Genomic DNA, 15,181 nt, shown 5'->3' on the forward strand with positions numbered 1-15,181 from the left:
CGCTGCCATCCCGTCAGAACTTGACCGCGGGCGGCGTCGAGATGGCCTTCTCGTTTTCCACGGTGAACGAAGGCTTGACCGGGTACTTGAAGATCATCGCCGTCAGGTTGGTCGGGAAGCTGCGCGCCAGCACGTTGTACTGCTGCACCGCGGCGATATAGCGCTGGCGTGCCACGGTGATGCGGTTCTCGGTGCCTTCCAGCTGGGATTGCAGGTCGCGGAACGAGGCATCGGCCTTGAGCTGCGGGTAGTTCTCGGACACCGCCAGCAGGCGCGACAGGGCGCCGGACAGTTCGCCCTGCGCCTGCTGGAAGCGCTTGAAGGCTTCGGGGTCGTTAAGGGTTTCGGGCGAGACCTGGATGCTGGTGGCGGCGGCGCGCGCCCTGGTCACGGCTTCCAGTGTCTCGCGCTCGTGCGAGGCGTAGCCCTTGACGGTGTTGACCAGGTTGGGGATCAGGTCGGCGCGGCGCTGGTACTGGTTGATGACTTCGCCCCAGGCCGCCTTGACCGCCTCGTCCTTGGCCTGGAAGTCGTTGTAGCCGCAGGCCGAAAGCAGGCTGGCCAGGACCGCCAGCACCAGCCAGCGCAACCCGGACAGCGGCGAGCGGGTGGACAGCGAAGGGGACGAGGATGCGCGCATCGGAGGCTCCGGCGATTGGACGAACTCCAAGTGTAGCGCACCGCCCTTGTCGTCACGCGTGGGCCGCCGGCGCAACCTGGCGCCGGGCGGCACGCGTGGGCTCAGGCCGCCGCGAAGGCCTGGCGCGCCGCCTCGAAGGTGGCGTCCAGGATGGCGTCGTCGTGCTGCGCGGAGACAAAGCCGGCTTCGAAGGCCGAGGGCGCGAGATAGACGCCGTGGTCCAGCATGGCATGGAAGAAGCGGTTGAAGCGCGCGGTGTCGCTCTGGGTGACTTCGGCGAAGCTGCCGGGCACGCCGTCGCGGAAATAGAGCCCGAACATGCCGCCGACCGCATCCGCCGCGAACGGCACGCCGGCGGCCCGGGCCGCTTCGGCCAGGCCATCGGCCAGCTTGCGCGTCTGCGCGGCCAGGCGGTCATAGAAGCCGGGCGCCTGGATCAGCTTGAGCGTGGTCAGGCCTGCCGCCACCGCCAGGGGGTTGCCCGACAGCGTGCCGGCCTGGTACACGCCCCCCAGCGGCGCCAGGCTGGCCATGATGTCGCGCCGTCCGCCGAAGGCCGCCGCCGGCATGCCGCCGCCGATGACCTTGCCCAGGCAGGTCATGTCGGGGCGGATGCCGTAGTGCGCCTGCGCGCCGCCCAGCGCCACGCGGAAGCCGGTCATGACTTCGTCAAAGATCAGCACCGCGCCATTGCGGCTGCACAGCTCGCGCATGGCCTGCAGGAAGGCATCGCTGGCGCGCACCAGGTTCATGTTGCCGGCCACCGGCTCGACGATCACCGCGGCGATCTCGCCGGCATGCTTGGCGAAGGCCTGTTCCAGCTGCTCGACGTTGTTGTACTCCAGCACCATGGTGTGGCGCGTCACGTCGGCCGGCACGCCGGCCGACGACGGCGCGTTGCGGGTGGTGTCGGCAAAGGTCAGCAGGCCGGAACCGGCCTTGACCAGCAGGCTGTCGGCGTGGCCGTGGTAGCAGCCTTCGAACTTGATGATCAGGTCGCGGCCGGTAAAGCCGCGCGCCAGGCGCAGCGCGCTCATGGTCGCTTCGGTGCCGGAAGAGACCAGGCGCACCTGCTCGATCGACGGCACCAGCTTGCAGATTTCCTCGGCCATGGTGATCTCGGCCTCGGTCGGGGCGCCGAACGAGAAGCTGTGCGCTGCGGTTTCCTGGACTGCGCGGACCACCTCCGGATGGGCGTGACCGACGATCATCGGGCCCCACGAGCCGATGTAGTCGATATAGCGCTGGCCGTCCGCGTCCCACATATACGGGCCCTCGGCGCGCGTGATGAAGCGCGGCGTGCCCCCTACCGAACGGAAAGCGCGCACGGGCGAATTGACGCCCCCGGGGATGGTCTGCTGGGCGCGGTCGAAAAGCTGCTGATTACAGGACATGGCGTTGAGGTGAGGACAGGACTGCAGGGATCGTGCTCGGCGGGCCTCCGGGCCTGGCGTTGACATGCGGCAAAAACAGCGGAAGTTCGCTGCAATTGGCGGCCAATCGTGCGCTAACAAGGCGCTAACGGGTGCGAACACGGCGGAACTGGCCCGATTCCGGCCCTCGCGCGGCTGGCGCCGGCGGCACGGTTTCGGTACCATCTGCGCTGGATTTTAATGGAGAGTGGCCAGAGCCTGTTATGGAATACAAGACTTGGATGTGCCTGATCTGCGGCTGGATCTATGACGAAGCCGCCGGCGCGCCGGAAGACGGCATCGCCCCCGGCACCCGCTGGGAAGACGTGCCGATCAACTGGACCTGCCCGGAATGCGGCGCGCGCAAGGAAGATTTCGAGATGGTCGCGATCTGAGCGGCCACTATCCAGAACAACAACAATACAGCGGGCGCGCCCGTCGCGCCGATGCGACAGAACGCTGCCGGGGGCTGGCCGCACCGGATTGACGGCCCCCCGGCGTCTTGTCACACTCTGTTGCAAAAATGACTGGCTGTCCCTCCGCCTGCGGCGGGGAGGACGGCGGGCAGATGCGGGGATCACGCATCGCCACTGCCGGGCTCAGCCCGGCCTTGGAAGGGAAATAAAAAGATTTCGGGGGTCCGTCGGGGCGCGCATGGGTCGCGCTGCTCCGCACGGGTGTTCTCTGGTGCTTGCCGGCGCTCCGCCTGGAGCCGCTGGTCGCGGGAACAACATGCGGGTCGCTCATTTAGAAGAAAACCAGCGGGTCAATACCGCCGGCGCCCACGGTGCGGCGCCTGGCGTTCCTGTTCCGGTTGCCGCGCCGGACATCAATCCGGACCTCAAGCCAGGGATCGCTCCACCGCCGCGCCGCAAAGTGCTGGTCATCGACGATTCGAGCACCATCCGCCGTACCGCGGAAATCTTTCTGGCGCAGGCGGGCTACCAGGTGATGCTGGCCGAGGACGGCTTCGAGGCGCTGGCCAAGGTGGGCGAGCTGCATCCCGACCTGGTCTTCTGCGACATCCTGATGCCCCGGCTGGACGGTTACCAGACCTGTTCGCTGATCAAGAAGAGTCCGCGTTTCCACGCCATCCCCGTGATCATGCTGTCCTCGCGCGACGGCGTGTTCGACCGCTCGCGCGGCCGCCTGGTCGGCGCGCATGACCACCTTGCCAAGCCATTTACCCGCGATGCGCTGCTGCAGGCCGTGCAGGCCTGCCTGCCATGCCAGCCCGAGGGCGAGGCGTTGCCCGCCTGAACGGCAGGCGCGCCGTGTACGAATCGAAGGAAAACCTCATGACCGCCATTCACAAGATCCTGATCGTCGACGACTCCCCGACCGAAGCCCTGTTCATGTCCGACCTGCTCGGCAAGCGCGGCTTCAAGGTCGCGGTCGCCAGCAACAGCGAGCAGGCCTTCGCCCGCCTGCAGGCAGAAGCCTTCGACCTGATCCTGATGGACGTGGTGATGCCCGGCCAGAACGGCTACCAGGCCACCCGCGCGATCAAGCGCGACGACCGCTTCAAGGACATCCCCGTGATCATGTGCACCAGCAAGGGCCTGGACACCGACCGCATCTGGGGCATGCGCCAGGGCGCCTCGGACTACATCGTCAAGCCCGTCGACGGCGAAGAGTTGCTGGGCAAGATCGCCGCGCTGGCGCACTGAGCCGCCCGCGCCGGCCGCACGGCAAGCCACTGCCACCTGTTCCGGGGACCGCCATGAACGCGCCACGCCAAGACCTCCGCGCCCGCCACACCCGCCTGCAGGACTACCAGGCCATGCTGGCCCGGCGCCTGCGCGAGGCGCGCAGCCTGCCGGCCGCCGACAGCTACCTGGCGCTGCAGGTGGGCGCGCGCCACTGGCTGCTGCCGCTCGCCGATGCCGGCGAGGTGCTGGATATGCGCCAGCCCAGCCCGGTGCCGCTGACGCAGCCGTGGTACAGCGGCCTGGTCAACGCGCGCGGCAGCCTGCTGGGCGTGATCGACTTCAGCCTGTTCTGCGGCGGCGCGCCGACGCCGCTGCAGCCGGGCAGCAAGATCGTGGTGCTGTCGCGCGACGCCGAGCGCGCCTGCGCGATCCTGGCCACGCGCGTGGCCGGCCTGCGCCATGCCGCCGACCTGGGTTTGCCGCACGGCGACGCCGCTGCCGCCGGACCCGAGCCGGCGCCGGCGTGGGAAGGGCAGCGCTATGCCGACCGCGACGGGCGCGACTGGCAGGTGCTGGACGTGCGCGCGCTGCTGGACGCGCCCGCCTTCCTGCAGGTGGGCAAGGTCGCCGCCTGACGCGCGCGGGCTGGTCTGGCCAGGCACAGACAATGACGGCGCGCAGGCTACCGCCTGCCGCACCCGGCACGAGCCGCCGGGGATGACAACGATAAAACGGAAGAGGGTGCCATGGGTTTCAAGAAATTCAGCCTGGGCCGGCGCACGCCGGCAGCCGACGCTGCCACCAGCCTCGCCGGTGCTCCGGACGGGTCCGACGTGGCCTATGCGGGGGGGGCCGAACCCGCGCCCGTGCCGCCCGCCGCCGCGGGGTTGGGCGCGACCCCGCTGGAGCACCTCGGCCGCTGGCTCGGGCGCATGCCGTTCGCCTCGCAGCAGCGGCTGCTGACCGTGGGCGTGGTGGTGTCGCTGGTGGCGCTGCTGGGCTCGGTGTATCTGGATAACCGCATCGCCAACAATGCCGCCGCGCAGATCGAAGTGGCCGGCGACATGCTGATGCACTCGCAGCGCCTGGGCAAGGCGGTGCCGGTGGCGCTGCTGGGCAATGCGCAGGCCTTCACTCAGCTGCGCCAGTCCAGGGATGCGCTGTCGGGCGACCTGAAGGCGCTGCAGCAGGGCAGCGATGAAAAGCGCATGCGCGCCACCACCGGAGCGGCCGAGCCGCTGCTGCAGGCTGCCATGCAGTCCTGGCAGCGCTCCGAGAAAAGCGCCGCCGACGTGCTGGCGCAGCAGCCGGTGCTGACCACCATCGGCCAGACCCTGCAGATCTTCAACGCCTCCAACCCCGAGCTGCTCGAGTCCGCCGAACAGGTGGCCGCGATCAAGCTGCAGTCCGGCGCCAATGCGCGCGAGGTGGCGGCCTCGGCGCAGTTGGTGATGCTGACCCAGCGCCTGGGCAAGAACCTGAACGAGTTCCTCGCCGGCGAAGGCGTCAACCCGGAGACCGCGTTCCTGCTGGGCAAGGACACCAATACCTTTCGCGAGACCCTGGACGGCCTGCTCAACGGCAGCGAGGCGCTGCGGCTGTCCGCCGCCGCCGACGAGGAGACGCGCGGCTACCTGCAGCAGCTGTCGCAGCGCTTCGAGGCGGTGCAGAAGACCACCCAGACCATCCTGCAGAACCTGCCCGGGCTGATCGCCGCCAAGCGCGCGCAGCAGCAGATCTTCAACGACAACGAGGCGTTGCGCGCCGAACTGTCGGCGCTGCAGCGCGCCTACGCGGAGTCGGCGCGCAGCCGCCCGGTGACGCTGGGCGCGACCGTGGTGTCGGCGGCGCTGACGCTGCTGTGCCTGGTCGGCCTGGCCGCGCTGTACCTGCGCGATTCGCGCATGCGCGCGCTCGAAGCCGAGGCGCGCGAGCGCGAGGCCGAGGCCCGCCGGCTCGACGAAAAGCGCAACAACGACAACACCCAGAAGGCGATTCTGCAACTGATGAACGAGCTGCAGGACATCGCCGACGGCGACCTGACGCGCCAGGCCACCGTGACCGAGGACATCACCGGCGCCATCGCCGACTCGGTCAACTACACCGTGGAAGAACTGCGCGAGCTGGTCGGCCGGGTGCAGCAGACCGCCGGCGAGGTGACGCACGCCTCGGGGCAGGTGCAGGCCACCTCGACCCAGCTGGTGTCGACCACCGAAGAGCAGTCGCGCCAGATCCGCCAGACCGGCGAGTCGGTGGTGGAGATGGCCGACCGCATCACGCAGGTATCGCGCGGCGCGGCCGAATCCGCCAACGTCGCGCGCGCCTCGCTGTCCGCCGCGGAACAGGGCCAGCAGGCGGTGCAGAACGCGATTGCCGGCATGAACGGCATCCGCGAGCAGATCCAGGAAACCTCCAAGCGGATCAAGCGGCTGGGCGAGTCGTCGCAGGAGATCGGTGAAATCGTCGAGCTGATCTCGGACATTACCGAGCAGACCAACGTGCTGGCGCTCAACGCCGCCATCCAGGCGGCGTCGGCGGGCGAGGCCGGGCGCGGCTTCTCGGTGGTGGCCGAAGAAGTGCAGCGGCTGGCGGAACGCTCCGGTGAGGCCACCAAGCAGATCGGCGCACTGATCCGCACCATCCAGACCGATACCCAGGACGCGGTGCACGCCATGGAGCGCAGCACCCAGGGCGTGGTCGAAGGCGCGCGGCTGTCGGACCACGCCGGTGCCGCGCTGGTCGAGATCGGACGCGTGTCGCGCCAGCTGGCCGAGCTGATCGAGCAGATCTCGCAGTCGACCTCGCACGAGGCCGACCTGGCCACCACCGTGGCGCGCCATATCGAACGCATCCTGCAGGTCACCGAGCAGACCACCACCGGCACGCGCCAGACCGCGCAGTCGGTGCGCCAGCTGACGCTGCTGAGCGAGGAGCTGCGCAACTCGGTGTCGCGCTTCAAGATCGCCTGAGTGGCCGGATGACGCCTGCGACCGCTTCCGCGCACCGCGGCCCCGCGCCTTATGCCAACTCCGCGCCCGCCGCCCGTTGCGGCGGGCAGCCTGCGGCTGCCGTGCCGGCGCCGCACTGGAAGCCGTCATGTCCCTGAATTCCCCCATCCCGCGCGACGCGGCCGCAGCCGGCGTGCCAGCCGGGCCCGGCGCCCTGCCTGAACCCGAGCCCGCACCGTTGCCGGCCAGCGCGCAGCCGTCGCCCGCCGGCGGCGCCGCGCGCGACCTGTCCGGCTTGGCGTGGCTGGCGCCTAGCCTGCGCAGCGCTCTCGAAGACGCCGCCGCGGAACTTGGCCACTATGTCGACGAAGTGCGCCAGGCGCCCGAGGCGCTGGGCGCGCGCGATACCACCTCGCTGCGGCTGGCCGGCCAGCATCTGCACCAGGCCGCCGGCGCCGTGCATATCGTCGGGCTGCGCGGGACCGATCCGTATTGCCAGGCGCTGCGCCGCCTGCTCGACGCCATCGACGCCGGCAGCGTTGCCGCCGGCCCCGAGGCGCTGGCGGTATTCCGCGCCGGCGTGCAGGCGCTGGTCGAATATGTCGACGATCTGATGGCGGGCGACGACGAGGCCCCGCTGCGCCTGTTCCAGCCCTATGCCGCGGTGCTCGCCAGGCTCGGCGAGGAACGCGTGCATCCGGCCGACCTGTGGCTAGACGAGCTGCAGATGCTGCCCGGCATGCTGCTGCCGCCGAAGGGGCCGGCTGCGGTCACGCGCGCGCGCCAGCAGTTCGAATCGGCGCTGCTCAAGGCGCTGCGCCTGCCCACGCCGTGCGCCGACGCGGCGCTGCTGCGCGAAGCCTGGCTGCCGCTGCATGCGGCCCTGCAAGGCCTGCGTGCCAACGAGCAGGAAGCGCGCCGTGCCGCCGACCATCCCGACCGCGGTGTCTGGCACGTGCTCGGGCTGGTGTGCCGCGCGCTGGCGCTGGGCTTGCTGCCGTCGGACCTGCTCGCCAAGCGCTTTGCCGGGCGCGCCAACCTGCTGCTGCGCCAGTACCAGCAGGGCCATGTGCGCGTACCGCAGGCGCTGCTGAACGACGCGGTGTTCCTGCTGGTCTGCACCGGGCTGGGCGAGCGCGGCCACGGCGGCAACGACGACGCGGCGGCACTGCGCGCCGACATCGCGCGCACGCTCGCGGCGTTCCGCCTCGATGCCGCCCATGCGCAGGCAAATGCCGATTTCCGGCTGCGCTACTACGGCTGGCTCGACCCGATCGACACGCGCAACCTGCAGCAGGCCGCGGCCGCGCTGGAACGCGCCGCCGCGGCCGACCAGGCCGCGTGGGAGATCGCGCTGGCGGCGCTGGCCGAAGCCGCGCAGCCGCTGGCGCAGCCGGCCCTGCAGCGTTGCCTGGCGCAGGCCGCGATGCCGGGGCGCGAGCGCGGCGCCGGCGATGCGCTTGGCGTCGCCGGCATCGCGCTGTTCCTGTCGCGTGCGCTGGCGCTGCCGTGGCGCGTGCACGGACAATGCGCCCATCCGGCCGCGGCGCACTTTGCCGCGCAGTGCGACGCGCTGGCCGCCTGCCTGGCGGACCCTGTCGCTGCCGCGCCGGCCTGGCTGGCGCGCATGGTCGACGAGGCGCGCGCCCAGGCGCAGCGCAGCGAAGCCGTGGCGCAACTGCGCGCGCAGCTAGACAGTGGCGAATCCTGGCTCGACAGCTATGACCGCAATGCGGCGCGCCCCGACGGCGCCGCGCACCTGCGCGACGCGCGTCAGGCCTTCGCCGCGCTGGCGGGGACGCTGGCGCAGCTGCAGGCGTCGCCGGCGCTGCCGGTCGTGCTGGCCGGCGATGCCGCGCAGGCCAGCGCTGCAGTGGAGGCTGTCAGGACAACACTTGCCGATGAGGCCGAGCTTGCCGACGCCGGCGCGCGCGCGGCGCTGCTGCGCACGGTGGCGGCGGAACTGGGCTTGGTCCATGCGTTCGCCGATGCGCTCGAGTTCGGCCGTGCCCGCCACGCCGAGGCCGTGCTGGATGCCGCGCCCGCGGGCGACGCGCACGCGCCGCAGGATCCGCTGGAGGCGGCGCGCGCCGCCGCCGACGAAGCCCTGCGTGCCGGCGCCGTCGCCGACGCGCCGGCGGTGCAGCGGCTGCGCGCCGCGCTGCAGGCGCTGGCCGACCAGGCCGCCATCGACGACGACGCCGCGCTGCGCCGCCAGGCCGCCGACGCCGTCACGCAGTGCAACGCCTGGCTGGCCGGCAGCGACGACGCCGGCGCGCGCATGGTGATGGCGCTCGCCGCGATCCCCGCGGAGCCCGCGCCGGTGCCGGGCGGCGCGGCCACGCCGTCCACGCCGTCCATGCCTGCGGCCGGCGACCACGCCGCCATCGACGCCGAGCTGCTAGACATCTTCCTGAACGAGGCCGACGAGGTGCTGGGCGGCATCGCCGGCGACCTCGGCGCCGGCGTCGAAGCGCTGCGCGATGCCGACATGCTCACCCGGCTGCGGCGCGCGTTCCACACGCTCAAGGGCTCCAGCCGCATGGTCGGCCTGCATCGCTACGGTGAGGCGGCATGGGCGGTGGAGCAGGTGATGAACCTGTGGCTGGCCGAAGCGCGCGAGCCCGCGCCGGCGCTGCTGGGGCTGCTGCGCCGCGCGCATGCCGAGCTGTCGGCATGGGTGGCGCGGCTGCACGGCGATGCCGCGGCGTGGCACGACATCGCGCCGCTGGTCGCGGCCGCCGAGGCGGTGCGCGATGCCGGCACTGCTGCGGACATGGCGCAGGCCGCGCCCGATGTGGTTGGCGACGAGGCGCCGAACCAGCCTCCGGAGGCAGCCGCAACGGACACCGATACTGACGCCCCTGCCGACACCGGCACGCCCGACGACAACGTGATCCCGTTCCGCCTGGCCGGTGGCCTGTCGGACGAGGACGACCATTACAAGGTCATCGGCCCGGTGCGCATTGGCCTGGCGCTGTACAACGTCTATTTGCAGGAGGCCGACGGCCTGCTGCGCCAGTTCGCCACCGATATCTCCGAATGGCGGCATGAAGCCCACCCATGCCCGAGCGAGCTGGCGCTGCGCGTCGCCCACACGCTGCAGGGCAGCGCATCGACCGTGGGCCTGGAGCCGGTGCGCGAGATCGCCGAGGCGCTGGAGGCGTTGCTGCTGCAGCTGGGCTCGCATCCGGTGGCGATGCATGCGGGCGATTTCCGGCTGCTGGAGCAGGCCGCCGAGCGCATGCGCGGCATGCTGCACCAGTTTGCCGCCGGCATCTGGCCGCAGGCAGATGCCGCGTTGCGCCGCAGCCTGATCGAGTTCGGCGAGCGCGCGCTGCTGCGGCCGCGTGTGGCGCTGCCCGCGCCGCCGCAGGCCGATGACGAGATGGCGCAGGTATTCACCCGCTTGCCGCCCGCGGCACAGGCAGCACCCGCCGTACCGCCGGCGGCCGAAGCCGAAGCGGCCGCTGAAGCCCCTGGCGTGCCGCCCGTCAGCGCGCAGGATGCGGTCGTGATCGCGCTGCCGACGGCGCCGCGCGCGCCCGAGGCGCCGGCCGCCGACGCCGGCATCGCACCCGACCCGGCCCTGGTGCAGATCTTCCTGGAGGAGGCGCAGGGCTCGCTGCCCGAACTGGGCAAGCTGTTGCGCGGCTGGGAAGCCGCGCCCGACGACGCGCGCCATGGCGGGCTGGTGCTGCGCGCACTGCATACGCTCAAGGGCAGCGCGCGCATGGCCGGCGCGATGGCACTGGGGCAGGCCGCGCACGAGATGGAAACGCTGCTCGACAGCACGCTACGCGGACAGGGGCAGCAGCCGGTTGCGCCGAAGGTGTTCGAGCGGCTCTACGCCTGGTACGACCGCATCCTGGCGCATGCCGAGGCCTTGCAGGCCGGCCGCCTGCTGCCGGCCGACGATGCCGATGTGGTCAACGGCCTGGTCGATCCCGAGCAAGCGGCCGACGCCGCCGTGCCCGAGCCTGAAGACGCCGAAGCTCCCGGCGCATCGTCCGCAGAGGCGCCTGTGCCTGAACTGCCCGTAGTGCCGGAGCGGTCCGACGTGATGGTGCCGATGCCGCCGGCCGCGCCGCTGGCCCCGCTCGCACCGTTGGCATCGGCGCAGCCGCAGCGCGCGCTGGTGCGCGTGCAGGCGCGTGCGCTCGACACGCTGATCAACGAGGCCGGCGAGGTCGGGGCCACGCGCGCGCGCCTGGACAGCGAGCTCGAGGCGATGCGCGCCTACCTGGGCGAACTGAACGACAACGTCGCGCGCTTGCGCGGCCAGCTGCGCGAGATCGAGATCCAGGCCGAATCACAGATGGCGTCGCGCATTGCCGATGCGCAGCACAAGCAGGAATTCGATCCGCTCGAGTTCGACCGCTTTACGCGCTTCCAGGAGCTGACGCGGATGATGGCCGAGTCGGTCAACGACGTCGCCACCGTCGAGCAGAACCTGCAGCGCGGCTTCGACCGCGCCGCCGGCGACCTCGCCGCGCAGGCACGGCTGACGCGCGGGCTGCAGCGCGGCCTGATGCAGGCGCGCATGGTGCAGTTCGACGCGCTGGCCGAGCGGCTCTACCGCGTGGCGCGGCAGGCCGCGGCCGAGACCGGCAAGGAGGTGAGGCTGCTGATCAAGGGCGGCACGGTGGAGATCGACCGCTCGGTGCTGGACCGCATGGCCGGTCCGATCGAGCACCTGATCCGCAACGCGGTGGCGCATGGCATCGAGCCCGCCGCGCAGCGCCGCGCCGCTGGCAAGCCCGCCGCCGGCGCGCTCACGCTGGAGGTGCAGCAGGAAGGCAACGAGGTGGTGCTGCATTTCATCGACGACGGCGGCGGGCTGGACCTGGCGCGCATCCGCGCCCGCGCGGTCGAGCGCCGCCTGCTGGCGCCGGACGACGACGCCAGCGAGGCGCGCCTGACCGAGATGATCTTTACCCCCGGCTTTTCTACCGCGGAAGCGGTGTCCGAACTGGCCGGCCGCGGCGTGGGCATGGACGTGGTGCGCGCCGAGACTGTGGCGCTGGGCGGGCGCATCACGCTGGCATCGCAGCCGGGGCAGGGCACCACCTTCACCGTGCACCTGCCGCTGACCACCGCCATCACGCAGGTGCTGGTGATCGCACTGGGCGCGCGCCGCTATGCGGTGCCCAGCGGCATGATCGACCAGGTGCAGCAACTGCGCGCGCCGGCGCTGCTGGATGCGTACAACCATGGCCGTGTGACCGTGGCCGGCGCCGAGGTGCCGTTCTTCTACTTCGGCGCGCTGCTGGAACAGGGCGAGGCCGCGCCCGCGGGGCGTAAATATTCACCCGTCGTGGTGGTGCGCAGCGGTGCGGAGCGCGTCGCCGTGCATGTCGACGACGTGGTCGGCAACCGCGAAGTGGTGGTCAAGCACATCGGCCCGCACCTGGCACGGCTGGAGGGGATCGCCGGCGCGACCACGCTCGGCGATGGCGAGATCGTGCTGATCTACAACCCGGTAGTGCTGGCGCAGCGCTTCGTGCGCGAGCGCGGCCGCTCGCTGCCGCTGGATCCGCCGGCGCTGCCGCAATCGACGCAGCAGCCGGCCATCGCGCCGCAACCAGGCGCGGTCGCGGAACTGGCGCGCGACGGCACCGCCGAGCCAGTGGCCGGGCTGGCGGCCCAGCCTACCGTGATGGTGGTCGACGATTCACTGACCGTGCGCAAGGCCACCCAGCGCCTGCTGGGCCGCGCCGGCTACCACGTGGTGCTGGCGCGCGACGGCGTCGACGCGCTCAAGCAGCTGCAGGACGTGATGCCGGACGCGATGCTGGTCGATATCGAGATGCCGCACATGGATGGCTTCGACCTGACCCGCAACGTGCGCTCCGACGCGCGCACCGCGCACCTGCCGCTGGTGATGATCACCTCGCGCACCGCCGACAAGCACCGCCGCTACGCGGAGGAAATCGGCGTCAACGTGTACCTGGGCAAGCCGTATAACGAGGATGAACTGCTGGGGACGCTGCACCGTTTGCTGGGTGAACGGGCGACGGGAACGGCGGGGTCGGTGGCGCAGATGCTGGGGGACGGGCCACCAGGCTGAGGGTTTGCTCCCCTCTCCCGCGTGCGGGAGAGGGAGTACACCAAGCGGTCATCCACGGCACATCACGACATCACTCGCTTCAGCGCGCTACCACCGCATCTGCGCATTCTTGCTGTTGGTGCTGACCGTCATGTTCTTGGTCCGGCCCTGATAGGTTGCACGCACGTTGTAGGTGCCAGACGGCGCCTTCAGCAGGCAGCGCGGCCCGTCGGCGACAAAGCTCGCCACTTCCTTGCCGCCACGTATCAGCTTGACGTCGACATCCGACAGGTACTCGCCGCGCGCGCCCTGCGTGAACAGCAGGCTCATGTTGTACTTGCGCGCCTGGGATTGCAGCGCGACCTGTTCGTCCTCGGCCACGCCGCCGCAGATATAGGCGACCGGGCCGGCCTGGCGCTGCACCATCGCGTCACGCGGCGGCGGCGCGGGCGGCACGGCCAGGGGCGGCCGTGGCTGCGACGGGGCTGCCACCGGCGGCGGTGCGGGCACCGCGGGCGGCGTGCCGGTGGGTGCGGGCATCGGTGAAGCGGTTGGCGGCGGCGCGGCCGTGGCCGGCGCCGTTATGCCGGGCGCGGGCTGGGTGGCAGGCGGCATGGTGGCCGCTGGCGGCAGGGTGGTGGAGGGCGGCACGGTGGCGGAGGGCGGCACGGTGGCGGCCGGCGGCACGGTCGTGGCGGGCGGCGTGGTGACGCCCGGCGTCGGTGCCATGGTGCCCGGCGCAGGAGCCGGTGCTGCAGTCGCAGGTGCGGTCGGGGTTGCCGGCGCAGGGTTGGCATCGACCACGGGTGCCTGCGCATGGCTGGCGGCGGGCACCAGGGCCAGCAGTGCAACCACGCCGGCGCTGAGCGCGAGCACCAGGCGCTTCACGCGCGAGCGGCGCGCCAGGCGCGCTTCGATGACCTTCAGCGAACGGGTAGGGGCAAACGGGAGCAGTTGCGGCATCGTGGCCTCCTTGGCAAGCTTGGGAATCAGATGCCCCGGAGGACCCCGTCGGGATCACTCCGGGTGTCTCTTTTCCATGCTAGGGCCAAGGAATAGCCGACACTGCCGGGCGTGGTCCTACATCCGCGTCAGCCGACGGCGCATTCGCGCCGGCAAGCGGCGCGCGCGCGACTTCACTTCCGGCTCACCAGCCGTTTCGGTACCGACAGCGTCAACGCCGCACCGACCACGAGGCACGCGGCCAGCAGGTACATGCCGGAATCGGTGCTGTGGGTCAGGTCCTTGAGCCAGCCCACCGCATACGGGCTGAGAAAGCCGGCGAGGTTGCCGAGCGAGTTGATCAGCGCAATGCCCGCGGCCGCGCCGGTGCCGGCCAGGAACGCCGTGGGCAGGCTCCAGAACAGCGGCAGCGTGGTCAGGATGCCGATCGTCGCCAGCGTCAGCGCCACCATCGCCAGCGTGGTGTCGCCGCGCCATTGCACCGACAGCAGCAGCCCGACAGCGCCGGCCAGCGCCGGCACCGCGATATGCCAGCGGCGCTCGCCGCTGCGGTCGGCGCTGTAGGCCACCAGCACCATGCCGATCACCGCGCAGCCATAGGGGATGGCGGTCAGCAGGCCGATATCGAGCGCGCCCTTGACGCCGGTCTGCTTGATGATGGTCGGCAGCCAGAAGCTGACGCCGTACAGGCCCATCACGAAGCAGAAGTAGATCGCGCTCATCAGCCAGACGCGCGGGCTGGCAAACACGGTGCGGATCGGCGGGTCTTCCTTGTGCGCGTTCTCGCTGGCGATATTGCGCTCCAGCAGCGCCTTTTCCTCGGCCGACAGCCATTTGGCGTGGGCGATGCGGTCATCCAGGTAGGCCAGCACCCACAGCCCCACCAGGATCGATGGAATGCCTTCCAGCAGGAACATCCACTGCCAGCCGGCCCAGCCGTTGTGGCCGTCGAAGGACTGCATGATCCAGCCCGACAGCGGCCCGCCGATCACGCCCGACAGCGCGATCGCGGTCATGAAGAAGGTGGTGGTGCGCCCGCGCCGGTTGGCCGGGTACCAGTAGGTCAGGTACAGGATGATGCCGGGGAAGAAGCCGGCCTCGGCAATGCCCAACAGGAAGCGCAGCACGTAGAACATGGTCGGCGTGGTGACGAACATCATCGCCGCCGAGATCGCGCCCCAGGTGATCATGATGCGCGCGATCCAGATGCGCGCGCCCACCTTGTGCAGAATCACGTTGCTCGGCACCTCGAACAGGAAGTAGCCGATGAAGAAGATGCCGGCGCCCAGCCCGTAGACGGTCTCGCTGAACTGCAGGTCGTTCAGCATCTGCAGCTTGGCGAAGCCCACGTTGACGCGGTCCAGGTAGGCCACCACGTAGCACAGCAGCAGGAAGGGCACCAGGCGCCAGCTGACCTTGCGGTAGGTGGCGTCTTCAAAGGCGGCGTCGCGGACGCCGGGGTTCACTGCGGTCGTTGTCATGCTGTCTCCTGAGGAATTGGCGTTTCTGTATGACGC

10 protein-coding genes are annotated in these 15,181 nt (G+C 70.9%); 6 read left to right on the top strand and 4 right to left on the bottom strand.

Annotated elements, in window-relative coordinates:
* Nucleotides 1-13: 13 nt before the first annotated feature.
* Nucleotides 14-640, bottom strand: a complete 627-nt coding sequence (locus MKD50_RS20350) for a LemA family protein (protein WP_115706247.1) — start codon at nucleotides 638-640, stop codon at nucleotides 14-16.
* A 101-nt stretch (nucleotides 641-741) separates the two neighbouring features.
* Nucleotides 742-2,034 carry a glutamate-1-semialdehyde 2,1-aminomutase gene (gene hemL / locus MKD50_RS20355; RefSeq protein WP_252668451.1) on the bottom strand — a complete coding sequence of 431 codons (1,293 nt, stop codon included), beginning with the start codon at nucleotides 2,032-2,034 and terminating at the stop codon, nucleotides 742-744.
* A 242-nt stretch (nucleotides 2,035-2,276) separates the two neighbouring features.
* Between hemL and MKD50_RS20360 the strand changes: the two genes are divergently transcribed.
* The 6 genes from MKD50_RS20360 to MKD50_RS20385 all read left to right on the top strand — a co-directional run bounded on the left by MKD50_RS20360 (nucleotide 2,277) and on the right by MKD50_RS20385 (nucleotide 12,722).
* Nucleotides 2,277-2,447 carry a rubredoxin gene (locus MKD50_RS20360; RefSeq protein ID WP_010813017.1) on the top strand — a complete coding sequence of 57 codons (171 nt, stop codon included), beginning with the start codon at nucleotides 2,277-2,279 and terminating at the stop codon, nucleotides 2,445-2,447.
* Between the two features lie 337 nt (nucleotides 2,448-2,784).
* Nucleotides 2,785-3,312: a response regulator gene (locus tag MKD50_RS20365; protein WP_305882081.1), complete on the top strand. Its 528-nt coding sequence runs from the start codon at nucleotides 2,785-2,787 to the stop codon at nucleotides 3,310-3,312.
* A 38-nt stretch (nucleotides 3,313-3,350) separates the two neighbouring features.
* Nucleotides 3,351-3,722 carry a response regulator gene (locus MKD50_RS20370; protein WP_012352035.1) on the top strand — a complete coding sequence of 124 codons (372 nt, stop codon included), beginning with the start codon at nucleotides 3,351-3,353 and terminating at the stop codon, nucleotides 3,720-3,722.
* 53 nt (nucleotides 3,723-3,775) lie between these two features.
* The gene (locus MKD50_RS20375; RefSeq protein WP_115706250.1) at nucleotides 3,776-4,339 is read left to right on the top strand and encodes a chemotaxis protein CheW; all 564 of its coding nucleotides are present in this window, start codon (nucleotides 3,776-3,778) and stop codon (nucleotides 4,337-4,339) included.
* A gap of 111 nt (nucleotides 4,340-4,450) precedes the next feature.
* On the top strand, nucleotides 4,451-6,673 hold the full coding sequence (locus tag MKD50_RS20380; protein WP_252668452.1) for a methyl-accepting chemotaxis protein: 2,223 nt from the start codon (nucleotides 4,451-4,453) through the stop codon (nucleotides 6,671-6,673).
* Between the two features lie 127 nt (nucleotides 6,674-6,800).
* Nucleotides 6,801-12,722, top strand: a complete 5,922-nt coding sequence (locus MKD50_RS20385; protein WP_252668453.1) for a hybrid sensor histidine kinase/response regulator — start codon at nucleotides 6,801-6,803, stop codon at nucleotides 12,720-12,722.
* Between the two features lie 87 nt (nucleotides 12,723-12,809).
* Here the strand turns inward: MKD50_RS20385 and MKD50_RS30735 are convergent, their stop codons facing one another.
* Both MKD50_RS30735 and MKD50_RS20395 read right to left on the bottom strand, forming a co-directional pair.
* On the bottom strand, nucleotides 12,810-13,241 hold the full coding sequence (locus MKD50_RS30735) for a hypothetical protein (protein WP_306437398.1): 432 nt from the start codon (nucleotides 13,239-13,241) through the stop codon (nucleotides 12,810-12,812).
* A 596-nt stretch (nucleotides 13,242-13,837) separates the two neighbouring features.
* A complete protein-coding gene (locus tag MKD50_RS20395; RefSeq protein ID WP_252668457.1) occupies nucleotides 13,838-15,145 on the bottom strand; it encodes an MFS transporter in 1,308 nt (435 codons plus the stop codon).
* Nucleotides 15,146-15,181 lie beyond the last annotated feature (36 nt).

Origin of the sequence: Cupriavidus mimosae (assembly GCF_023952485.1) — a bacterium.
In the GTDB taxonomy this organism is placed as follows: Bacteria; Pseudomonadota; Gammaproteobacteria; order Burkholderiales; family Burkholderiaceae; genus Cupriavidus; species Cupriavidus taiwanensis_C.

Excerpts from the sequence above, each read along its gene's own strand:
- MKD50_RS20360 (WP_010813017.1), top strand. The coding sequence starts at position 2,277 with ATGGAATACAAGACTTGGATGTGCCTGATCTGCGGCTGGATCTATGAC.
- MKD50_RS20375 (WP_115706250.1), top strand. The coding sequence starts at position 3,776 with ATGAACGCGCCACGCCAAGACCTCCGCGCCCGCCACACCCGCCTGCAG.
- MKD50_RS20385 (WP_252668453.1), top strand. The coding sequence starts at position 6,801 with ATGTCCCTGAATTCCCCCATCCCGCGCGACGCGGCCGCAGCCGGCGTG.
- MKD50_RS20395 (WP_252668457.1), bottom strand. The coding sequence starts at position 15,145 with ATGACAACGACCGCAGTGAACCCCGGCGTCCGCGACGCCGCCTTTGAA.
- MKD50_RS20365 (WP_305882081.1), top strand. The coding sequence starts at position 2,785 with ATGCGGGTCGCTCATTTAGAAGAAAACCAGCGGGTCAATACCGCCGGC.
- hemL (WP_252668451.1), bottom strand. The coding sequence starts at position 2,034 with ATGTCCTGTAATCAGCAGCTTTTCGACCGCGCCCAGCAGACCATCCCC.
- MKD50_RS20350 (WP_115706247.1), bottom strand. The coding sequence starts at position 640 with ATGCGCGCATCCTCGTCCCCTTCGCTGTCCACCCGCTCGCCGCTGTCC.
- MKD50_RS20380 (WP_252668452.1), top strand. The coding sequence starts at position 4,451 with ATGGGTTTCAAGAAATTCAGCCTGGGCCGGCGCACGCCGGCAGCCGAC.
- MKD50_RS20370 (WP_012352035.1), top strand. The coding sequence starts at position 3,351 with ATGACCGCCATTCACAAGATCCTGATCGTCGACGACTCCCCGACCGAA.
- MKD50_RS30735 (WP_306437398.1), bottom strand. The coding sequence starts at position 13,241 with ATGCCCGCACCCACCGGCACGCCGCCCGCGGTGCCCGCACCGCCGCCG.